This window comes from Christensenella sp. MSJ-20, assembly GCF_044357945.1.
Lineage (GTDB): Bacteria > Bacillota > Clostridia > Christensenellales > QAND01 > QAND01.
In genome coordinates, this window is the sequence record NZ_CP076563.1 from 22088 (window position 1) to 44359 (window position 22272).

The following is a 22272-nucleotide window of genomic DNA, read 5'->3' on the forward strand; positions in this document are numbered from 1 at the left end:
ATGGTTGTGATATTGGACTATGGGGTAGGCAATCTCCACAGCGTAAAAAAAGCCTTTGCCTACATCGGTCAGGAGGCGGTAATCTCCTCCGATTTAGCCGTCATCCGCCGGGCGGATCATCTGATCCTTCCCGGGGTAGGGGCGTTTCACGACGCCAGGCTGCGGCTTCGGGAATCCGGAATGGAGGATGCCGCGCGGGAGGCCATAAAGGCCGGTAAGCCGGTGCTGGGCGTGTGTCTGGGGATGCAGCTTTTGTATGAAAGCAGCCTGGAAAATGGGGAACACCCCGGTATGGGGATTCTGCCCGGCCGGGTGGTACCCTTTACCGGGCCCTTGAAGGTGCCCCATATGGGTTGGAACGCCCTTGCTTTCCATGGAGACAGCCCCCTGTTCCGGGGGATTTCCCAGGGGAGCTACGTGTATTTCGTCCATTCCTATTATGTGCCCTATGGGGGGGATCCCGGCTTTCAGGGAGCTACGGCGGAGTATGGCGTATCCTTTACCGCCGCCGTTCAGAAGGACAACCTCTTCGCTACCCAGTTCCATCCTGAGAAAAGCGGAGAAGTGGGCCTGCAGATGCTCCGCAACTTTGCGGCCATCTAGAAGGGAGATCATATGCTGACAAAGAGAATCATCCCCTGTCTGGACGTCCGGGACGGAAGGGTGGTCAAAGGGGTCAATTTTGTGGATATCATCGATGCCGGGGATCCGGTAGAGGCGGCGAAAGTCTATGATGCCGCCGGCGCCGATGAATTGGTGTTCCTGGACATCATGGCCTCCGCCGACGGGAGAAAGACCATGCTGGATGTGGTGGAGCAGGTGGCTAGCCAGGTGTTTATCCCCTTTACTGTGGGGGGCGGTATTCGCACCATCGAGGCCATCCGAGAGACCCTCTTGGCAGGAGCCGATAAGGTCTCCCTCAATTCCCCAGCGGTGCGTGAGCCCCAGCTCATTGCCCGGGCGGCGGACCGGTTCGGGAGCCAGTGCGTGGTGGTGGCGGTGGACGCCCGGCGAAATGAGGAGAGAAAGAGCTGGGATGTGTACATCAACGGTGGACGGATCAACACCGGCCTGGACGCCATTGAATGGATCCGTGAGGCCGCTCGGCTGGGGGCGGGGGAAATCCTCCTCACCAGCATGGATGGAGACGGCACCAAAGCGGGCTATGATCTCGCTTTAAACCGCGCGGCATCCCAAGCGGTGAGCATTCCCATCATTGCCTCTGGCGGGGCGGGAAAGCTGGAGGATTTCTATGAGGTATTCACGGAGGGAGGCGCGGACGCGGCCCTGGCCGCCTCGCTGTTTCACTTCGGAGAGCTGGAGATCAAAGAGGTCAAGGAATATTTGGCTAGCCGCGGGATTTCCATTCGTTTGTAAGAAAAAAGAGCCTTTCGGCTCTTTTTTCTATCCAATTATTCTTTTCAAAACTGAAGAGAAAAATACATCAAGAAATCATGATTGTTTAATTAGATGAGGGAAAGAGGCGTTCCGTTAAAAAGGGAAATCGTTTGTTGCGCATACCCATCTATACCGAATTTTTGCATAGTATGCCCCTCTTATCGAATACATTGCCTGGAAGGAGATAATCCGGCATAAGGAGGAGAACGATCCCATGTTCCACGCCTGCGGCGGCCTTTATCTGGAGGAATCCTCTTTCGCTGTGCTTGTCGAAGAAACCCGCAAAAAACCCTGGAAAACCGGGGCTTTTTTCTTGCACACCATGAATTTTCGTGTACAATGAAAAGAAAACAAAATCCATGGGAACACTTCCCTGGAGAAAGGATGGGAGCGCCATGGCGAAAACCCCCGGATTCGATACTCTGATGATACATGGAGGCCAGGAGCCCGACCCAACCACCGGGTCCCGCGCCGTGCCCATCTACCAGACCACATCCTATGTTTACCAGAGCGCCCAACACGCCGCGGACATCTTCAATCTTGTGGCTCCCGGCCATATCTATAGCCGTATTGACAACCCAACCGTGGATGTTCTGGAAAAACGAGTGGCCGCTCTAGAGGGCGGCACTGGCGCCCTGGCCACCGCCTCTGGCATGAGCGCCATTCTGTATTCCATCCTCAATATCTGCGGAGTGGGAGACGAGGTGGTGGCGGCTGTGACCCTTTACGGCGGCACCCATACCTTGTTTGCTGACCGGATGGAAAAACAATACGGCATCAAAGTCCATTTGGTGGATCCCGACGATCCCGCGGCCTTTGTGGAAAAATTCAACGAGAGAACCCGGGCGGTCTATTTTGAAAGCCTGGGCAATCCCGGTATCAATATTCCCGACATCCAGGGAATCGCCAAGGCGGCCCATGCCCAGGGCGTCCCCGTTATCTGCGACAATACCTTTGGGACCCCGTATCTTACCAAGTTAAAGGACTGGGGAGTGGATATCATCGTCCATTCCCTCACAAAATATTTGGGAGGGCACGGCACCAGCATGGGCGGCATGGTGGTGGACCTGGGCGTGTTCGACTGGGCCAACGGCAAGTTCCCCATGTTTACCCAGCCCGACGAGACCTATCATGGGGTGGTCTATGGGGACAACATGCCCCTGGCCTACATCACCAAGATGCGGACCCAGCTTTTGCGGGATACCGGCGCTTGCCTATCCCCGTTTAACGCCTTTTTGATTTTGCAGGGGATCGAGACCCTAAGCCTTCGGATGGACCGCCACTGCCAGAACGCCCAGACGATCGCGGAGCGACTGGCAGCCCATCACATGGTGGAGCATGTGAGCTATCCCGGCCTTGTGGGAGACCGCTATTATGACCGGGCGCAGACCTATTTTCAAAAGGGGTGCGGCGCCATCCTCACCTTTACCATCCGGGGAGGGCTTGCCGCCGGCAGAAAGTTTATCGATTCCCTAAATCTGTTCTCGCTGCTGGCCAACGTGGCGGATGCTAAGAGCTTGGTGATCCATCCAGCCAGCACCACCCATGGACAGATGAGCGAGCAGGCGCTTCGGGAGGCGGGCATCGAGCCTGGAATGATCCGGCTGTCCATCGGCCTGGAAGATGTGGAGGATATTTGGGAGGATCTTGCCGCGGGATTGGCTGCGGCCCAGGAGGGATAAACCTATGGTAACCAGAATCGACCGACTTATCGGCAACACGCCCATGCTGCAGCTATTGGCCTTTCCCAAGGCCATGGGGGCGGAAGCCAACCTCTTTGTAAAGCTGGAGAGCAGAAATCCCGGCGGCAGCGTCAAAGACCGCGCCGCCCTCTATATGATCAATCAGGCGGAGGCTACCGGCCTGTTAAAGCCCGGTGGAACCATCGTGGAGCCAACCAGCGGCAATACCGGCATCGGTCTTGCCATGATCGGCACCGCCCGAGGCTACAAGACCATCCTCACTATGCCGGATACCATGAGCGCCGAACGCATGAGCATCCTCCGGGCCTATGGCGCTCAGCTGGAACTGACCCCCGGCGCTTCCGGGATGCCGGGAGCCATCAAACGAGCGCAGGAGATCGTGGATTTAACCCCCGGCGCCGTGATGTTGGGGCAGTTTGAGAATCCTGCCAATGCCGCCGCCCATGAGATGACCACCGCTCCCGAGATCCATGTGCAGATGGAGGGTAAGCTGGATGCCTTCATTGCGGGAATCGGGACCGGCGGTACCGTTACCGGCACTGCTCGAGGCCTAAAGCGCTTGGGGTGCGAGGCCAAGATCATCGGTGTGGAGCCCTATGAATCCCCCTATCTCACCCTGGGCCGGTCTGGCCCCCATGGGATACAGGGGATCGGCGCGGGATTTTGCCCGGCCATCTTCGACCATCGATTGGTGGATGAGATTCTGACCGTCAAGACCGACGACGCCAAGGCCGCCATGAAGGCCCTGTCCCAGACTGAGGCGGTGCTCTGCGGTATCTCGGGTGGCGCCGCCCTATCCGCCGCCGTAGCCCTGTCCCACCGGCCGGAGTTCCAGGGGAAAAACCTGGTGGTGCTGCTGCCGGATTCCGGGGAGCGCTACCTATCCATGGGCATCTTCTAACGAGAGAAGCCCATGGGCGCCTAGTTTGGCGCGAGTTCATCAATGATTCCACCGTCCTGCGGGCGGTGGTTTTTCCCAGGAGGTTTTTATGCCCGTTAAAATTCCCGACGCGCTGCCAGCCGCCCGCGTACTGGCGGAGGAGAATATCTTTGTAATGACGGAGAAGCGCGCCGTCACCCAGGACATCCGACCCCTTCGGATTGCCATCGTTAACCTGATGCCCACAAAAGAGGTAACCGAAACCCAGCTTCTGCGGCTCATCGGCAACAGCCCCCTTCAGGTGGAGGTGGTGCTGCTGACCACTGCTACTTATGCTGGAACGCACACCTCTCCCGCCCATCTCAAGGATTTTTACCGTACCTTTGACGAGGTGAAGCACCAGCGCTTCGACGGCCTGATCATCACCGGCGCCCCGGTGGAGCATCTGGAGTTTGAAGATGTAAAGTATTGGGACGAACTTCGGACCATCATGGACTGGAGCAACGAGAACGTGTTTTCCACCCTTTATATCTGCTGGGCCGCACAGGCGGGATTGTACTTTAACTACGGTATTCCAAAACACGATCTTCCCCAAAAGTGCTTCGGCGTATTTCCCCATCGGGTGATGGAGCCCAAAAGTCAGCTCCTTCGGGGCTTTGACGATATTTTCTACGCGCCCCATAGCCGTCATACCGAGGTGCTCCGAGAGGATATCGAGAAGGTGCCGGAGCTCCGTATTCTGGCGGAATCTCCTTTGGCAGGAGTATATGCCATTGAGAGCCGGGACGGCCGCCAGGTATTTATCACCGGCCATGCGGAGTACGATGTGGATACCCTTTACAAGGAGTATAAACGGGATAAGGATAAGGGCTTGCCCATCCAGATTCCTTACCATTATTTCCCCGACGATGACGATACCCAGCGCCCTATGGTAACGTGGCGAGGCCATGCGAATTTGCTGTTTAACAACTGGCTAAACTACTACGTCTACCAGGAGACGCCCTTCGATCTTACGATGCTGTAAGCCCTCGGTTGAAAAAAACCGGGGAGAGCCATATAATAAATTAATTGGGCGTTGGCCCTTTACGCATGAAATGCGCCTGCGCGCTTAGGAGGTTATTATGGTCAAGATTCCCATGACGACTCCCATCGTGGAGATGGACGGCGATGAGATGACCCGGATCATCTGGAAGATGATCAAGGACGAGCTGCTTCTTCCCTACGTGGATCTGAAAACCGAGTATTACGACCTGGGCCTGCCCCATCGAGACGAGACGGATGACGCCGTGACCCATGAGGCTGCCGCCGCCAACCGCCGGCTGGGGGTGGGGGTAAAATGCGCTACCATCACCGCCAACGCCCAGCGGGTGGAGGAGTACCATCTCAAGCGGATGTACCCCAGCCCCAATGCCACCATCCGGGCGGCCTTGGACGGCACCGTGTTCCGGGCGCCCATCATCGTCAAGGGAATCGAGCCCCTGGTGCCTTCTTGGAAGGCGCCCATTACCGTAGCCCGCCATGCCTATGGTGATATTTACAAAGGGGTGGAGTTCCGGGTACCTGGCCCTGGCAAGGTGACCATGACCATGGAAACCGCCGATGGCGCCACCACTTCCCTAGTTCATGAATATCAGGGCCCCGGCATTGCCCTTGCCACCCATAATACCGTTGCCAGCATCCAGAGCTTTGCCCGGTCCTGCTTTGAATATGCCCTCAGCACCCATCAGGATCTCTGGTTCGCCGCCAAGGACACCATCCTGAAGGTATACGACGGGGAGTTCAAGGAGATATTCCAAAGCATTTTTGACGCCGATTACAAGGATCGGTTTGCCGCGGCGGGCATCGGCTATGAGTACACCCTCATCGACGACGCCATCGCCCGAGTGATGCGGAGCCAGGGTGGGTTTATCTGGGCCTGCAAGAACTATGATGGCGATGTGATGAGCGATATGATCGCCACAGCTTTTGGCAGTCTTGCTATGATGACCAGCGTCTTGGTGTCCCCCGAGGGCAATTACGAGTTTGAAGCGGCTCATGGCACGGTGACCCGGCATTACTACCGGCACCTTAGGGGGGAGGCCACCAGCACCAATGCCGTGGCCACCATCTTTGCCTGGACCGGGGCGCTACACAAGCGGGGAGAATTGGACGGCAACCAAGCGCTTTGCGATTTTGCCAAAAAGCTGGAGCGCGCTACCATTGCTACCATTGAGAGCGGTAGGATGACGGGAGACCTGGCAGCCAGCAGTACGCTGCCCGGCAAAACGGTGTTGAATACCCAAGAATTCATCAAGGCCATCAAAGAAACCTTAGAAACCATGTGAGAAAGGGAGAACGACCGTGGCGATTTATAACGATTGGCAAAACCTTGTAGAGAACCTTACCGAGGAACAGAGCGACTATTTCCGCAGAGAGTATTATGATAAGGAGGAAGCCCTTTATAAGGTGGTTCTTGGGATGTACCCCAAACCCTTGGAGGGCCGGTTCGACCAGCTTTGTGACGAGTACGATTTTGAGCCCGTGATGTTCTGTGGCTTCATCGATGGAATCAATAGCAGTCTCAAGACCCCCTATGAGATGAAGAAGATCCGGATCAACTCCCGGCTGAAGTTTGAGTTGGATTACGAGGCCCTTTATTACAACATGCTGGAGGCTAAGGCCGATTGGCTGTATAATCTTCCCGAGTGGGACGCTATCCTGAGCTCGGAGCAGCGCCGGGCCATCGTCCGGAAGCGGAACGAGGAAAAACGGGCGGTTAGCACCAAGATCGACCGCAATGCGCCCTGTCCTTGCGGCAGCGGAAAAAAATACAAAAAATGCTGCGGCGCCAACGTATAAAGGATTGAATCAAAACGGCCGGTTCCCATGGGAACCGGCCGTTGCATAACCCGGGGAAAAAGGGGCGATACTAAGGCTGTCTCATTCTAGAAGCGAGGTGTGCCATCGTGAAAAAAACGTGCTGTATCATTGCGACCCTATTGTTGATGTCGGCCCTGGTGGTGGGATGTGGCGGTGAGGACACCCCTCAGACCAGCCCCAATCCCACGGCGGTAACAACGCCGCTGCCCTCTCCTAGTCTGCCTCCCGACGCCATTCCGGACGGAGGGCCGGTGGACCAGGATCCCGGCACCAAGGTGAATCCACCCGAAGGCCCCCAGGGCACGCAAATGCCCGAGGACTACACCAATGGGACCTCTCCGGTGGAGGGAAACGACGTTCCCAGCAGCCCCACCCCCAACCCGTAAAGGGCGAAACAAAATCCCGGCAAGAAGAAGCGCTTCTGCCGGGGTTTTGTTTATCTTTTAAAATCCATCGTGAGGGGTAATGCCATCCACCTTCTCCCGATAGGTTTGGCCATCCAGGTAGATGGTCGCTACGCTCTTGAGCATGATCACGAAGAAGGGGGCGTAGACCAGGCCAAAGATGCCAAAGAGTTTCAAGCCAACGTACATGGACAGCATGGTAATGACGGGATTGATGCCGATCTGTTGTCCTACGATCCGCGGCTCCAGGGACTGGCGCATCAGGGCTTGGAGCAGGTAGATGATACCCAGTCCGATGGCGGTTGGGTAACTGCCGGTGAGGGCGGCGATGAGCCCCCAGGGTATGAGAAATACCCCGGCGCCAATGGCGGGAAGCGCGTCCATAAAAGCGATGATGGCCGCCAGCAGGATGGCGTAGGAGAACCCCATCACATGGAAGGATAGGAGAAACATCACAAAGGAGATCACCATCAGGATTCCCTGAGCCTTGATATATCCCAATAGGGCTTTAAGGGTGGTACTGTAAAGCCGTTTGGAGACCCGGGTTACCCGCAGGGGCAAGGAGTTTCGAAAGAAAGCCTTATACCGGGGTTTATCCTTGGCAATGAAGAAGGCGGAAAGGATGGTAAGGAAGAAGAAAACCAGGGCGTTGGGCAGATTCATAGCGTAGTTTAGCACCGCCCGGCCAGCTGTGGATACCACCCCCTCCAATAAAACGCCTAGTTGGCTAGAGAGGTAGTCAAAGGCGGCCCAAAACCGGTCGGGCTGCATCCCCATGCCGGCAAATAACCTTTGGACGGAATCCCGCACTTGGGCCAAAAGGTCGGGCCATAGGGTGGGAAAGCTGTTGGCCAGGGCGACGATCTGGCCGATGAGGCCGGAGATGAGATAGAATAGAGCGGTACCCAGCACCGCTAGAAACAGCACCAGACAGATGAGAGTGGCGGGGGTCCGGGGGATGTGGAGCCCCCTCCGGCGTTTGCCCAGAAAACGGATGATGGGTTCCATCATGGCGGATAGAATTACGCCCAGCACGATGGGAGCCACATAGGGCAGCGCCATCAGCAACAGGAGGAGTACGGCGCCGGTAGCCATGAGCAGGAGGGGCAGCTCCCAAAACCGCCCTTGGTTCATGGAGTTGTTGCGGATATTCATGGGACGTCCCCCTTTCCCTGGCCATTTTTGGCCGGATTTGGCCTAAAAAGGCCGGATTTATCCGGGAAAGAACGCAAATTGCCCGCCCTGGGCGGATTTGGTTCATTGTAATAGTATGCCCAAAGGATCCGGATCATTTGACCCTCTTGTCAAAAAAGTGGGGAACGCGTATAATAAACAAAAATTTGCATGATTGGAAAACAATTCTTGCAAAATATGTGCGAGTTGTCTTTGGCGTACGCCCGGGGACAAAGCTTCGAAAACACTGGGGATTTCCAGGAAAGCGGATGGGGGAAGGATGCTGTGAAACGGAGAATAGCGTGCCTATTTTTGGCTGTGGTTTTGGCGGCTGCTTTATTGGGAGGCTGCACGGATACCGGGGAACCGGCGGTAACCCAGATGGGGGAAGGCACGTATAAAATCGCCATCATTACGGGAACCACCTCTCAGGGGGAGGAGGAATACCGGGCGGCCGAGGGGATGAAACAGATGTATGGGGATCGGATCGTTACCTCGGTATACCCCGATAACGCAGCCCAGGAGACGGAGGTCACCATGCAGCGGGTTCAGGAGCTCATCGCGGACCCAGATGTGAAGGTGTTGATTTTTTGCCAAGCGGTGGTGGGCGCCAAGGCGGCGGTGGAAAAGGCCCGGGAGACTCGGGACGATATCCTTTACCTATGCGGGATTCCGGGGGAGGACCCGGAGCAGATTGCCTCGGCTGCGGATGTGGTTCTGGCCATGGACGTCATCGGCGTGGGCAACGTGCTGATTCAGCAGGCCAAAGCCATGGGGGCGAAAACCTTTGTCCACGTCTCCTTTCCCCGGCACATGGCGGCGGATATGGGAATCCGGCGTCATGACTTGCTGAAGGAGAACGCGGAGCGAGAGGGCTTGGTCTTTGTGGACGTGGAGGTGCCCGATCCCATGGGGGAGGGAGGCCCGGCCGCAACCCAGAAGGCGGTGCGGGAGATGATGCCTCTTTGGGTGGAGGAATACGGAAAGGATACCGCCTTTTTTGCTACCAACTGTTCCATTCAGGAGCCCCTGATTCTGGGAGCGGTGGAGACGGGCGCCATTGTTCCCCTGCAGTGCTGTCCCAGTCCGCTTCACGGATTTCCCGGGGCATTGGGCATTGAGATCCCTCAGGAGCAGCAGGGAAACATGGAGTATGTGATCCAGGAGATCCGCCAAAAGCTGGCGGAAAAGGGGGCGGATGGCAGCCGCTTTGCCACCTGGCCGGTGCCCATGGGCATGGGGTTCATCCAAGCGGGGGTAGAATATGGCATCCGCTATATGGAGGGAGAAACGGAGGGGAAGAACGACGAAGCGGTTCTTCAGCAGTGTCTGGACCGTGGGTTTGGAGCTGGTTCTACCCTTTCCCACTACCCCGCAGCGGATGGATCGAAGCTTCCCAATTTTTATTTGGTGATGTGCGATTTCATCACATTTGAAGAGGAGTGACTTGGGGATCGCCTGGGGGAAATATGGCGTCAGCATGGCTTTCATATGTCGGAAATGATAAATTGATATTGAAACACCATGGGCGTGTGTTGTATAATGGGCATAAATTGCAGGGCCTATGGGGGGAATCCTGCGGAATCCCCTGTATATATGCCGGAAAGGCCGGCGGTTCTGGAATTTTATGGAGCCGGATAGCAAATTGATTGCTATCATTGCATACCTTTATTATCGTAGCCAACAAATAGAAAAAACCCCAATTAAATTGGAGTTTTCTCAAAAAAAGACCGTCTTTTAATGTGATAAAAAAGGTATAGGTTTATAAACATTAGCTCTCTACATCCACATAAGTCTGGGAGCCGTTTTGTGTAAACTGGAGTCCGGACGTGTTGCAGAGGGCGGCTTGTCCGGCGGTAATCCTGGCGTAACCCCCACGCGGGGTGCGATAAAAAAATTGGAGGGACACATCCATGAAGAAACTGCTTTGCATGATCATGGCACTGACCATGGTCCTCGGCCTGGCAGCCTGTGGTGGCAGCGGCGAGCCCGCTGACAATGGTGAAGCCGTCGATTACAAGATCGGCATCATCACCGGTACCACGGCCCAGGGCGAAGAGGAGTTCCGCGCTGCTGAGAATCTCAAGGCTAAGTACGGCGACATGGTCGTAACCGCGACCTATCCCGACAACTTCGCTTCCGAGACCGATGTTACCATGCAGCGGGTTCTGGAGCTGGCCAATGATCCTGACGTAAAGGCGATCGTCTTTGTGCAGGCCGTTGTTGGCGCCAAGGCCGCCATCGACAAGGTGAAAGAGACCCGGGACGACATCCTGTTCGTCTGCGGCGTTCCCGCCGAGAATCCCCCGGATATCGCCGCTTCTGCCGACGTAATCCTGAACAACGACGAGATCGGCATGGGCGACGTGTTGATCCAGCAGGCCAAGAAGATGGGCGCCAAGACCTTCGTGCACATCTCCTTCCCCCGGCACATGGGCATGGAGAACATCTCCCGCCGTCATGCGCTTCTGAAGGAGAACGCCGAGAGGGAAGGCATCAAGTTTGTTGATGTGGAAGCTCCCGATCCCACCTCCGAGGCTGGCGCTACCGGCGCTCAGAAGGCCATCCGTGAGAGCATTCCCCGCTGGGTTGAGGAATATGGCAAGGACACCGCCTTCTATTCCACCAACTGCGGCATGCAGGAAGCTTTGATTGCTACCGTTCTTGAGACCGGTGCCATCTCCCCCTGCCAGTGCTGCCCCAGCCCCCTGCACGGCTATCCCGGAGCCCTCGGCCTGGCCATCACCCCCGAGCAGATGGGTGACATCCCCGCCATCCGTGAGCTGATTGCCCAGACCATCAAGGAGAAGGGCGGCGACGGCAGCCGGTTTGCTACCTGGCCCGTGCCCATCAACATGGTTATGATCCAGGGCGGCTTCGAGTATGCTCGGATGTACATCGAAGGCAAGACCAACGGCAAGAACGATACCGAGGCTCTGACCAAGTGCCTGGAGGATGCAGCTGCTACTTCCGGCGCTACCATCACCGCCACCAAGTATCAGACCGCCGATGGCCAGACCCTTGACAACTTCTATATGTTGATGTGCGATTTCATCGACTTCTCCATCGACGAATAAGAGGTTAAAAGAAACATCATGCGTGGGGAGGTTCGCCTCCCCATTCATGGAGAATTGGGTGGCTTTGGGCTGCTAGCGCGGCCCAAAGCTTTTCCTAATTATTGTGCATTTACTGGTTAGGAGGTATGCCTGTGAGTGAATACGTATTGGAGATGCTGAACATCTCAAAGGAGTATTCGGGAAACCAGGTATTGAAAGACGTTACAATTCGAGTCAAGCCAGGGGAAATTCATGCTCTGCTGGGAGAGAACGGAGCAGGAAAATCCACGCTGATGAACATCCTCTTTGGCATGCCCGTGATTTCCTCTACCGGCGGGTTTGGCGGCCGGGTTCTCATCGATGGGGAAGAATCGAAGATCACCTCTCCCAACGATGCCATCCATGCGGGAATCGGCATGGTGCATCAGGAATTTATGCTGATACCGGGATTTACCGTCACCGAAAATATCAAACTGAATCGGGAAATTGGCCGGCCCAACCTGGCCAGCCGTGTCTTTGGCAAGAGCATGGAGATCCTCGACTTTGAAGCCATGGCCAAGGACGCTGAGGCTGCCCTTCGTAAGGTCGGTATGGATATAGATGCGTATACCATGGTAGCCGGGCTGCCGGTTGGCCATATGCAATTCATCGAGATCGCCCGTGAGGTGGACAAAAAGGGCATCAAGCTCTTGGTGTTCGACGAGCCCACGGCGGTACTAACCGAGCAGGAGGCAGCGACCCTTATCAAAGCCATGAAGGAGCTAGCCGCCTCCGGCATTGCTATTTTGTTCATCACCCACCGGCTGGACGAGGTCATCAACGCCGCGGACCAGATTACCATCCTCCGGGATGGCACCCAGGTTGCCGATTTGGCCGTGGCCGACGCTACGGTGCCCAAGCTGGCGGAGCTGATGATCGGCCGGGAGATGGATCGTTCCGAGCTGGGGGATCCCCGGGATCTAACCCAGGAACCGGTGGTGCTCTCGGTGAAAAATCTCACCGTGGACATGCCAGGGGAGACCGTAAAGGGCGTTAACCTGGAGGTTCATAAGGGAGAAATCTTCGGCATCGGCGGCTTGGCCGGTCAGGGCAAGCTGGGTATTCCCAACGGCATCATGGGCATGTACCCCGCCGAGGGAATGGCTTCCTTTGAAGGGGAGGCCATTGAGCTTAACAACACCAAAGAGGCCCTTCATAGGGGCTTGGCCTTTGTATCCGAGGATCGCCGGGGCGTCGGATTGCTTTTGGAGGAATCCATCGAGGACAACATCGTGTTTTCCGCCATGCAGTCCAAGGGGGAGTACCTGCATCGGTTTGGACCTTTCTCCCTGAAGAATACCGGTAAGATCCGCCGCCATGCCCAGGAGATGATCAAGCTGTTGGATATCCGCTGCACCGGCCCTGGCCAGTACACCGGACGCCTTTCGGGCGGTAACCAGCAGAAGGTCTGCGTGGCCAAGGCCATCACCCTGGGGCCCAAGCTCTTGTTTGTATCCGAGCCCACCCGGGGAATTGACATCGGCGCCAAAAAGCTAGTGCTGGACTTCCTCTCCAGGCTGAACCGGGAGGAGGGCGTTACCGTGGTAATGGTTTCCAGTGAGCTGGTGGAATTAAAGAGCATCTGCGACCGGATCGCCATCATCTGCGAGGGCAAGGTGGAGGCCATTATGAAGCCCACCGACAGCGACGTGGACTTCGGTCTTGCCATGAGCGGCTATCAAATGAAGGAAAAAGGAGGTGCTGAGGGTGGAAAAAATTAAGCGTGGGTTAAAGAGCTTTGGTCTGCCCAGGATCATCATCCTTCTGTTCTTCGTGTTCCTGTGCGTGATGGCCATCGTCCGGGACCTGAACTTCCCTTCCCTTTTGAGCAACGTCATCGCCCGTATGCCCATGGACGGCGTGCTGGTTTTGGCCATGGTGCCCGGCATCCTATGCGGCATCGGCCTGAACTTCGGCGTATCCATTGGCATCATCGCGGGCCTGCTGGGGATGACCATCTCCATGGAGATGGGCGCCACTGGTCTTATGGGATTTGCCGTGGCGATCCTGATCAGCACCGTGTTTTCCAGCCTGTTTGGCTATGGATACGGCGCGGCGCTGAACCGTATGAAGGGCAGCGAGATGACGGTATCCACCTATGTGGGTTTTTCCGTGGTGGCGCTGATGTGCATGGGCTGGGCCCTGCTCCCCTTTAAGAACAACAATATGGTGTACGCCATGGGCGCCGGTCTGCGGCCCACCATCGCCCTTGACGGGTACTACAATAAAATTTTAGATGATTTCGGTGTTTTTACGGTGGGCGGCATCACCATTCCCACCGGTAGCATCCTGTTCCTCTTGGGCATGTGTTTCCTGGTATGGCTGTTCCTTCGGAGCAAGACCGGCATCGCCATGCGGGCCGCGGGCCAGAATCCCCTGTTTGCGGAGGCCAGCGGCATCAGCGTCAACAAGATGCGCATCGTAGGTACCGTTTTGAGCACCGTCATCGGCGGCATCGGCATCATCGTATACTCCCAGAGCTATGGGTTTATGCAGCTTTATAACGCCCCCCGCATGATGGCCTTCTCCGCCATCGCTGCGGTGCTGATCGGCGGCGCCAGCGCCAACAAGGCGTCCATCAGCAACGTGCTGCTGGGTGTGTTCCTCTTCCAGGGTATCCTGGTGCTGGGGCTTCCGGTGGTAAACGATGTGTTTAAGGTGCAGAACCTGTCCGAGATCATGCGGATTATCATCACCAACGGCATCATCATCTATGCCCTGACCAGGGTGAAGGGAGGGACTTCCCGTGGCTAAAAATAGCGAACGTTCGGCTCTGCTGGATTTCTTTTTTCGGAATAAGGTAGCCATCTTGTTTTCCCTGGTGAGCCTGCTCTGTCTGTGGATCTCGGGGATCCAGGTCTCCTTCCTCATCAAGGAGCTGCTGACCCGCTTGGCCAGGAACAGCTTCCTGGTTCTGGCCCTTATCATTCCGGTTATCGCCGGCATGGGCATGAACTTTAGTATCGTCATCGGCGCCATGTCGGCCCAGGCTGCCGTCATTATGGTGACTTACTTCAAACTCAGCGGTGTGGTTGCCCTTTTGGCCACCTTTGCGCTGTCCCTGCCCATCGCCATCTTCTTTGGATGGCTCACCGGCAAGGTGCTGAACCGTGCCGTTGGCCAGGAGATGATCACCGGCATGATGCTGGGGTACTTCGCCAACGGCATCTATCAGCTGATCTTCCTGGTACTGGTGGGAAGCGCCCTCATCCCCATTGTGGATCCCGACCTGCTGCTGTCCAGCGGCGTAGGCGTCCGCAACTCCATCGATCTGACTAACACCATCAAGTACACCATGGACGATATCATCCGGGTGCCCGCCGTGTGGTTCCTAGTGATCATCGGTGTGGCCGGATGCGTATGGTTCATCGTAAAGGCGGTGAAGGCCAAGAAGAAGGGGGAGCCCATGTCGGTAAACCTTCTGCTGGCCATTCTCTGCGCTGCCTTTGTGGGCGTGGTATTGATGCCCGGCGTATACAGCGGCCTGATGACCTCCGGCTCCAACCGGCAGCCTCTGACGGTGCCTCTGTTCACCTTCTTCATCATCTTCCTGCTGTTCCTCTTTAACGGCGTATTCCTGAAAACCCGTTTGGGGCAGAATCTCCGTACCGTAGGCAACAGCATGAGCGTGGCCAACTCCGCCGGAATCAACGTCAATAAGATGCGCATCATCGCCATCATGATTTCCACGGTGCTGGCGGCTTGGGGGCAGATCATCTACCTCCAGAACGTGGGAACCTTGCAGACCATGACCAGCCATGAGAGCGTAGGCCTCTACGCTGTGGCGGCCATCCTGGTAGGCGGCGCTTCCGTGCGGAAGGCCACCAACGCCCAGGCCATCATCGGCGTGGTGCTGTTCCACACCCTGTTCATCGTATCGCCTCAGGCCGGCCAGGCGTTGTTCAACAACGCGCAGCTGGGCGAGTTCTTCCGGGTGTTCCTCTCCTATGGCGTTATCGCCCTGGCCCTTGCGCTCCATGCCTGGGAGCGGGTCAAGAAGAATAAGGAGGATGTGGAGGAAGCAGGGCAGCTGCCTCCGGGCGGCGATGCGGAAGCATCGGCGAAATCCTAACGCAATATCGCAAAAAGGGTTCTCCCATGGGGGAACCCTTTTTCCATATATATCCTATCAATAAAGGCGGATCCTGACGGTTTTTGTTGAAAGGGAACAGGCTAAATGGTAAACTAAAACAAAATGTATTTTGCGGCCGGTGGACGGAAAGCGGGGAATCCAGGCATGCTTTTTCCCGCGGGCCGCATATAGATGGTACGATACAATACCGGTAAGGGGAAATGAAAGATGAATCGAACAAGACGGATTCTGATCCTTGCGGCCTGTTTATTGCTAGCCCTTATGGCGGTTGTGCCCACCGCTCTGGCGGCGCCGGGAGATTTGCTGAAGCCCGATGTGGGAAACTTCAATGATTACAACGGAGGAGGCTCCTCCGGCGACTGGGGCGGCAGTTCCTCCAGCGGCTTTGGCAACCTCATGGGGATGGCGTTTCTCTTTGGGGATGGACCGGTTTTCTGGATCGTTCTGGTGGTCATTGTGGTGGGGGTAATCTTGAGCAAACGGGGAGGCCACAGCAGGGGAACCGCCGCTCCGATGGCCGGAGCGCCAATCGGAGCACTGCCCGTGGTTCCGGATCACACCGAGGAGATTGTGGCGGCGGTGACCCAGATTGATCCGCTGTTTAGCAAGGAAAAATTCCTGGCCTGGAGCAAGGAGGTCTTTGTCACCCTTCAGCAGGCTTGGAACGACCGGGATTGGTCGCGCATCCGGCCCTTTGAGAAGGAGGAGCTTTATCGCCAGCACGAGCTGCAGCTTCGGGATTATATCAACAAGGGCCAGATCAACGTGATTGAGCGGGTGAACGTGAACCAAGCCTATCTGCATCAATACGAGCGGGACGCTGAGCATGAATATCTGAAGGTTTATATGCGGGTCCGGATGGTGGATTATATCATCGATGAGAGGACCAAAAAGGTGCTGAGGGGGGATCCCAGCGTGGACTGCCATTTGCAGTACCTCCTGACGTTTATGCGGAAAAAGGGCGTGCTGACTGATCCTGCCGTCAGCAACAACAGTGTCTTGGCCTGCCCCCATTGCGGTGCGCCCGTCCAGGTGACCAGCGCAGGCAAATGCGAATACTGCGGCTATATGGTGACCACCGGGGAGTGCGACTGGGTGCTGTCCGATATGGAAGGGGTAAAGCCTGGATTCAGTGTGGATAACAGGGGCGTCGTCCTCCGGGACCAGTAGGGTGACGGAGCGCGGGAGGACGGCTCTAGTCCATCGAATGAAGCGCAATCAACAAATTGAAGAAAGTGGTGAATGGTATGGGATTGATCAAAGCGATTAGCGGCGGCATTGGGGGAACCCTGGCTGATCAGTGGAAAGAGTTTATCTATTGTGACGCACTGCCGGCGGATGTGCTGGTCCAGAAGGGCCAGAAGCGGATAACGGGACGCAGTTCCAACACCAAGGGGGAGGAGAACATCATCACCGATGGATCCCGGGTGGCCGTCAACGAGGGCCAGGTGATGCTCATTGTGGAAAACGGCAAGATCGTGGATTTCTGCGCAGAGGCGGGGGAATACACCTACCGGACCGGCACCGAGCCCTCCATGTTGGACAGCGGCTGGAAGGGGCTGCGGGAGAGCTTCCGGGAGGTGGGCAAGCGGTTCACCTTCGGCGGCCAGGCGGAGCATGACCAGCGGGTGTATTACGTCAACACCAAGGAGATCATGAACAACAAAATTGGTTTTGGCGAGGTGCCCTTCCGGGACAGCGAGTTTGGGTTTACCGTGATGCTGCGGGGGTACGGCAACTATTCCTATCGAATTACCAACCCCATCATGTTCTACACCAACGTCTGCGCCAATGTGACCGACCGGTTTACCCGGGGGGAGATTGACGAGCAGCTCAAGAGCGAGGTGCAGCACAACCTGCAGCCCGCCCTTGGAAGGGTGGCACAGCGGGGAATCGCTTATGACCAAATTACCCTTTATACCGACGACATCGCCCAGGGGATCAACGCTGGCCTGGGTCAGGAATGGGTGGAGCACCGGGGGATTTCGGTGGTTTCCATCGCGTTTGCTTCCATTACGCCCGACGAGGAAAGCAGTCAGAAGATCGCCCAGTTCCAGGAGTCCCGGGTGTACAGCAACGCCCAGATGTTGGGGGCCCGGCTGGGGACCGCTCAGGCAACGGCTATGGAACGGGCGGCGGAGAACGACGCCGGCGCTATGACGGGCTTTATGGGTTTGGGATTTGCCCAGCAGGCGGGGGGCGCCAACGCCGCCAGCCTATTGCAGATGGGGCAGGAATCCCAGCCTCAGGGGCCCGCCGCCGCGGCAGCCCCCGGCACCTGGAGCTGTTCTGCCTGCGGCGCCACGGGCCAGCACAGCAAGTTCTGTTCCGAGTGCGGCGCTGCCCGGCCATTGGAGGCTTCTGGCTGGAAGTGCGCCTCCTGCGGCGCGCTGAACAAGGGAAAATTCTGCTCTGAGTGCGGCGCGAAAAAGCCGGAGGGCGCTTTGCTCTATCGGTGCGATAAGTGCGGATGGGAGCCGGACGATCCCGCGAAGCCCCCGAAATTCTGCCCTGAATGCGGAGATCCCTTTGATGAAGGAGACGCACGGAAATAAAGAAGCGCCGTGGCCGCGGAATCTCCGCGGCCACGGGTTTTTTCGGTCCCTCTTGAAAGACGGGGCCATTGGGGTGTATAATGGCAGCGTCCAATCGGAGGGTATATGCAAGGTATGCTGGATAAGATGGGGGACCCCATTTATCCAGCTTTTTTATTGAAGGGGGATCGCTATGGCCGGATATTCGCTGACGGAGGGGAGAATTGGCAGCACGCTGCTGCGGTTTGCCATCCCCTTTCTCATCGCCAACCTGCTCCAATCCCTATATGGAGCGGTGGATCTATTTGTGGTGGGGCAATATGCCGACTCCGCCGCGGTATCGGCGGTGGCGGTGGGCAGCCATGTGATGCAAACGGTGACCTGTTTGGTGACGGGCCTGGCCACCGGGGGAACGGTACTCATCGGCCATCGGGTGGGGGCCAGGGATGAGGAGGGCACCGCCAACGCCATCGGCACGCTGACGGTGCTGTTTCTCATCATCGCCGGGATATTGACCCCTGTAATGCTGCTCTCCTCGGGGCCGTGGATCACGCTGATGCAGACTCCCGCTCCGGCTGTCCACTACGCTTGGCAGTATCTCTTTGCTTGCAGCTGGGGGATGCCCTTTATCATCGGCTACAATGTGGTCAGCGCCATCTACCGGGGGTTGGGGGACAGCCGGACTCCGGTGTATTTCATCGCTCTAGCCTGTGTTGTCAACGTGGCTGCCGACTTCCTCCTGGTGGGAGGGTTCCACATGGGGGCTCTGGGCGCCGCCATCGCTACGGTGGCCGCCCAGGGGATCAGCTTTCTGATGGCCCTCTATTACCTGCGCCGCCGCGGCTTTGCCTTTCCCTTTCACAGGAGCCATATCCGCCTAGATCACCCCTCGGCCCTCCGTATTCTGCGGGTGGGAACGCCCTTGGCGCTTCAGGATTTTCTGGTGAACGTATCCTTTTTGGTGATTACCGCCATCGTCAATACCCTGGGGCTCATCGCATCCGCCGCCGTGGGCGTGGTGGAAAAGATCTTCATGTTTACCCTGCTTCCGCCCTCGGCCTTTTCGGCGGCGGTGGCTCCCATGACCGCGCAGAATATGGGAGCGGAGCAGCCGGAACGGGCAAAACAGGCCCTCTGGTACGGGGTGGGATACTCCTTGGCCTTTGGGGCGTTGGTCTGCGCCTGCGCCCAGCTCTTCCCGGAGCAGCTTGTAGGGATCTTCTCCCGGGATGGGGCGGTCATCGCCGCTGGAGCGGAATATCTTCGGGCCTATTCCCTGGACTGCATTCTGGTGAGCTTTGTATTCAATATGAACGCCTATTTCTCGGGCTGTGGCAAATCCATGGTGGCCATGGTTCACAGCCTATTGGCTACCGCTTTGGTGCGGATTCCGGTCTCCTATTTTTTGAGCCGAGGCGCCCAGGCCTCCCTTTATGGCATCGGCCTTGCCGCGCCGGCGGCATCCCTGTTTTCGCTGATCGTTTGCGCGGGATATTTCCTTTGGCTGCGCCGGCAGCCGGGTGATTCCCTCCGGTAGGGGCGGGGGAGAACCGGCCCTTCTTTTCTGCAAAGATACCACATAGAGATAGAGGGAAGAACGGGAAAAACATTCAATTTCTGAATCCGTAAAAAAGTGGAAGCAATAAGCCCTTGTGTGATTTCTAGAAAAGGGTTAAGATATGTATGTTACATAGGCCCATAAGGGATAGATATCGCCGTCGTTTTTTCGAGAGGCCGGTTTTCGGCCAACGCGAAAAGAGGATGGTCGTATATATCTAGGAACAACGTCTACTATTACTTAGGAGGTAAGACAAATGCCCGATGTATTTCACTTTACGGCAATCATGGAGCCCAAAAGAGCCGAGATGTTCGAGCGGCCTCTCCGGAAGATCACCGACGATGAAGTCCTGGTCAAGATGGAAGCCATCAACATCTGCACCACCGATTACCAGCACTGGATGGGTCTGCGGAACCACCAGGGATTCCCCATGGCGGGCGGCCATGAGTGGTCCGGCTGCATCATCGAGAAGGGCGCCAACGTCCCCGATTACTTCCAGATCGGCGACCGGGTTTGCACCATGCCCCCCTACTGCGGCGTATGCCGTGCTTGCCGTAAGGGCTTGACCAGCGATTGCCTCAACCGGCCCAAGCGGGCTGCGCAGGACGATGAGTTCCTGGGCGGCAAGGCTTTTGCCGATTATCACATCGCTGACTACCGCTACCTGCTGAAGGTTGGCAAGGATGTTCCCGCTGCTGAGGCTGCTTTCCTGGAGCCCGTTTCCACCGCCGTGCAGTGCGTGAAGAAAGCCCGCATTAAGCCCCTGGAGACCGTCGTTGTTATCGGCGCCGGCACCATGGGCCTGGTGAACGCTCAGGTTGCCAAAGCTTTTGGCGCCCGGGTTATCGTCACCGAGGTTGACCCCAAGAAGATCGAGAACGCCAAGAAGATGGGCGGCGTTGAGGTTGTGGACTCCAAGAACAACGATCCCGTTGAGGCCGTAAAGGCTCTCACCGAGGGCCGCGGCGCCGACGTTGTCATCGCTGCTGTTGGTCTTTCCATCGCTTATAAGCAGGGCATGCAGATGCTGTCCCACTATCGTGGCCGGTTCGTGGTGTTCCCCGCTGGCTATCCCAAACCCGAGCTGGAGATCGACCCCAACGAGATGCACTATCGGATGCTCGAGGTCATCGGCACCTTTGCTTCCACCTCCGACGACTGGATGGACGCTGCCGATCTCTTGACCTATGGCATGATCGACATGAAGTACTCTCTGGAGGGCAAGACCTTCCCCCTGTCCAAGATCCAGGAGGCCTTCGAGGCTGCTTCCACCCCCGGTGCTTACCGGATTACCGTGGATCTGGCCAACATCTATTAATCCTGAAAAAAAAGGACCGCTTTGGCGGTCCTTTTTTATTTGGCCCGGCTGGCCTTCTAACCCCTGCGGTTTGGCAATACAATAGCCAAGAGGTGGTTATGATGAACAAGCGGAGGCTGGGATGGATTGGAGTGGGGCTGTGCGCCTGCGCGCTATCCTCCTTTCTGGCGGTTTCCCTCTATATGCGGCCTTACCGGAACCTGATCAAGCTGACGGAAGCGGTGGAGGTTCTGCGGGAGAACTGCATCTATGTGGAGGAGGACTGGGAGCCGGCAGATCTCCTGATGAGCCAGCTCCTGGCCTCGATTGGGGATCGGTACACCTACTACCTGAGCCTTCATGACGCGGAGGACTTCAGCGCCCTCTATGAAACCGGGGGCGTTCATGTGGGACTGGGCATGGAGGTGGTGGCCACCCGTGGCGGCCTTCGGGTTGGAGAGGTGGAGGTGGGATCGCCCGCCATGATGGCGGGGCTGCAGCGGGGGGATATCATCCAGGCTTTGGACGGGAAACAGGTACAGAATCTGGACCAGATCCAGGGCTTTGCGCCGGACCAATTGGTGGAGCTGACGGTCAACCGAGAGGGCCGGCAGGTGGTGCTTCGCGCGCGGGCCCAGGAGGTATCCGACCAGAAGGAGTATGTGATCCATGCCCTGCCGGACGGCCTTGTCTATCTGCGCATCCGCAGTTTTATGCAACAGGGGATGGAGCAGGAGATCTTAACCCATCTTCGGGCCAAGGAAGGGGAGATCAAGGGTCTGCTCATTGACGTCCGGGCCAATCCCGGAGGGCGCTTGGACGCTGCCGTTGCCATCGCCCAGGCCTTTTTGCCGGAGGGGTCGGTCATCGTCTATGGGGAGGAGAAGGGCCGAGAGCGGGAGACCATCACGGGGGGAAGCGAAACGCCCCTTGCCATGCCGGTGGTAATTCTCCAGGACGAGGAGAGCGCATCCGCCGCCGAGGTGCTTTCCGGCGCGCTTCGGTACAACGGGCGGGCTACCATCGTGGGGCAGACCAGCTACGGAAAGGGCACCATGCAACGGGTGCACCGGCTCTCGGACGGTTCCTCCATCCGCTATACCTGCGGCCGGTACTATCTGCCCGACGGACACAGCATCGATAAGACCGGGATTCCTCCCGATGTGCAGGCTCCCCGGGACGCCTCCGCGCCGGGCTGGGCTCTCTCGGAGGAGCGGGATCTACAACAAAAAAAAGCACAGGAGACCTTGCGGTCTCTGTGCCGGCTGGACTAGAGCT

At 57.2% G+C, this 22272-nt stretch carries 20 protein-coding genes; 18 read left to right on the plus strand and 2 right to left on the minus strand.

Going from position 1 to position 22272, the window contains the following annotated elements; all coding sequences use genetic code 11:
* Both hisH and hisF read left to right on the plus strand, forming a co-directional pair.
* Window positions 1-603 carry an imidazole glycerol phosphate synthase subunit HisH gene (gene hisH / locus KP626_RS00085; RefSeq protein ID WP_395977129.1) on the plus strand — a complete coding sequence of 201 codons (603 nt, stop codon included), beginning with the start codon at window positions 1-3 and terminating at the stop codon, window positions 601-603.
* Between the two features lie 12 nt (window positions 604-615).
* On the plus strand, window positions 616-1377 hold the full coding sequence (hisF, locus tag KP626_RS00090; RefSeq protein ID WP_395977131.1) for an imidazole glycerol phosphate synthase subunit HisF: 762 nt from the start codon (window positions 616-618) through the stop codon (window positions 1375-1377).
* Window positions 1378-1525: 148 nt separating this feature from the next.
* Here the strand turns inward: hisF and KP626_RS00095 are convergent, their stop codons facing one another.
* Complete coding sequence (locus KP626_RS00095; protein ID WP_395977133.1) at window positions 1526-1759, minus strand: hypothetical protein; 234 nt, start codon at window positions 1757-1759, stop codon at window positions 1526-1528.
* Between the two features lie 34 nt (window positions 1760-1793).
* Here KP626_RS00095 and KP626_RS00100 point away from each other — a divergent pair, with 34 nt between their 5' ends.
* The 6 genes from KP626_RS00100 to KP626_RS00125 all read left to right on the plus strand — a co-directional run bounded on the left by KP626_RS00100 (window position 1794) and on the right by KP626_RS00125 (window position 7226).
* Window positions 1794-3080 carry an O-acetylhomoserine aminocarboxypropyltransferase/cysteine synthase family protein gene (locus tag KP626_RS00100; RefSeq protein WP_395977135.1) on the plus strand — a complete coding sequence of 429 codons (1287 nt, stop codon included), beginning with the start codon at window positions 1794-1796 and terminating at the stop codon, window positions 3078-3080.
* Between the two features lie 4 nt (window positions 3081-3084).
* Window positions 3085-4002 carry a cysteine synthase A gene (gene cysK, locus KP626_RS00105; RefSeq protein ID WP_395977137.1) on the plus strand — a complete coding sequence of 306 codons (918 nt, stop codon included), beginning with the start codon at window positions 3085-3087 and terminating at the stop codon, window positions 4000-4002.
* Window positions 4003-4090: 88 nt separating this feature from the next.
* Window positions 4091-5005: a homoserine O-succinyltransferase gene (metA, locus tag KP626_RS00110; protein ID WP_395977139.1), complete on the plus strand. Its 915-nt coding sequence runs from the start codon at window positions 4091-4093 to the stop codon at window positions 5003-5005.
* A gap of 97 nt (window positions 5006-5102) precedes the next feature.
* Window positions 5103-6305 carry an NADP-dependent isocitrate dehydrogenase gene (locus KP626_RS00115; RefSeq protein WP_395977141.1) on the plus strand — a complete coding sequence of 401 codons (1203 nt, stop codon included), beginning with the start codon at window positions 5103-5105 and terminating at the stop codon, window positions 6303-6305.
* A 16-nt stretch (window positions 6306-6321) separates the two neighbouring features.
* Window positions 6322-6819, plus strand: coding sequence for an SEC-C metal-binding domain-containing protein (locus KP626_RS00120; RefSeq protein ID WP_395977143.1), 498 nt, complete (start codon window positions 6322-6324; stop codon window positions 6817-6819).
* Between the two features lie 107 nt (window positions 6820-6926).
* The gene (locus KP626_RS00125; protein WP_395977145.1) at window positions 6927-7226 is read left to right on the plus strand and encodes a hypothetical protein; all 300 of its coding nucleotides are present in this window, start codon (window positions 6927-6929) and stop codon (window positions 7224-7226) included.
* 57 nt (window positions 7227-7283) lie between these two features.
* On the opposite strand, the gene ytvI is transcribed toward KP626_RS00125, so the two are convergent.
* On the minus strand, window positions 7284-8399 hold the full coding sequence (ytvI, locus tag KP626_RS00130; RefSeq protein WP_395977147.1) for a sporulation integral membrane protein YtvI: 1116 nt from the start codon (window positions 8397-8399) through the stop codon (window positions 7284-7286).
* A 303-nt stretch (window positions 8400-8702) separates the two neighbouring features.
* On the opposite strand from ytvI, the gene KP626_RS00135 reads away from it, so the two are divergent.
* The 10 genes from KP626_RS00135 to KP626_RS00180 all read left to right on the plus strand — a co-directional run bounded on the left by KP626_RS00135 (window position 8703) and on the right by KP626_RS00180 (window position 22268).
* Window positions 8703-9863: a DUF3798 domain-containing protein gene (locus KP626_RS00135; protein WP_395977149.1), complete on the plus strand. Its 1161-nt coding sequence runs from the start codon at window positions 8703-8705 to the stop codon at window positions 9861-9863.
* Window positions 9864-10330: 467 nt separating this feature from the next.
* A complete protein-coding gene (locus tag KP626_RS00140) occupies window positions 10331-11494 on the plus strand; it encodes a DUF3798 domain-containing protein (RefSeq protein WP_395977151.1) in 1164 nt (387 codons plus the stop codon).
* Between the two features lie 125 nt (window positions 11495-11619).
* Window positions 11620-13233: a sugar ABC transporter ATP-binding protein gene (locus KP626_RS00145; RefSeq protein WP_395977153.1), complete on the plus strand. Its 1614-nt coding sequence runs from the start codon at window positions 11620-11622 to the stop codon at window positions 13231-13233.
* Entirely contained in the window at window positions 13220-14266 is a 1047-nt protein-coding gene (locus KP626_RS00150) for an ABC transporter permease (protein WP_395977154.1), read from the plus strand. Before KP626_RS00145 ends, KP626_RS00150 begins: the two co-directional genes overlap by 14 nt.
* Window positions 14259-15584: an ABC transporter permease gene (locus KP626_RS00155; RefSeq protein ID WP_395977156.1), complete on the plus strand. Its 1326-nt coding sequence runs from the start codon at window positions 14259-14261 to the stop codon at window positions 15582-15584. Before KP626_RS00150 ends, KP626_RS00155 begins: the two co-directional genes overlap by 8 nt.
* 228 nt (window positions 15585-15812) lie before the next feature.
* Window positions 15813-16775, plus strand: coding sequence for a TIM44-like domain-containing protein (locus tag KP626_RS00160; protein WP_395977158.1), 963 nt, complete (start codon window positions 15813-15815; stop codon window positions 16773-16775).
* Window positions 16776-16852: 77 nt separating this feature from the next.
* Window positions 16853-18160, plus strand: coding sequence for an SPFH domain-containing protein (locus KP626_RS00165; protein WP_395977160.1), 1308 nt, complete (start codon window positions 16853-16855; stop codon window positions 18158-18160).
* Between the two features lie 172 nt (window positions 18161-18332).
* Entirely contained in the window at window positions 18333-19676 is a 1344-nt protein-coding gene (locus KP626_RS00170; protein ID WP_395977162.1) for an MATE family efflux transporter, read from the plus strand.
* A gap of 277 nt (window positions 19677-19953) precedes the next feature.
* A complete protein-coding gene (locus KP626_RS00175; RefSeq protein WP_395977164.1) occupies window positions 19954-21015 on the plus strand; it encodes a zinc-binding dehydrogenase in 1062 nt (353 codons plus the stop codon).
* A gap of 101 nt (window positions 21016-21116) precedes the next feature.
* Complete coding sequence (locus KP626_RS00180; RefSeq protein WP_395977166.1) at window positions 21117-22268, plus strand: S41 family peptidase; 1152 nt, start codon at window positions 21117-21119, stop codon at window positions 22266-22268.
* Window positions 22269-22272: the final 4 nt, after the last annotated feature.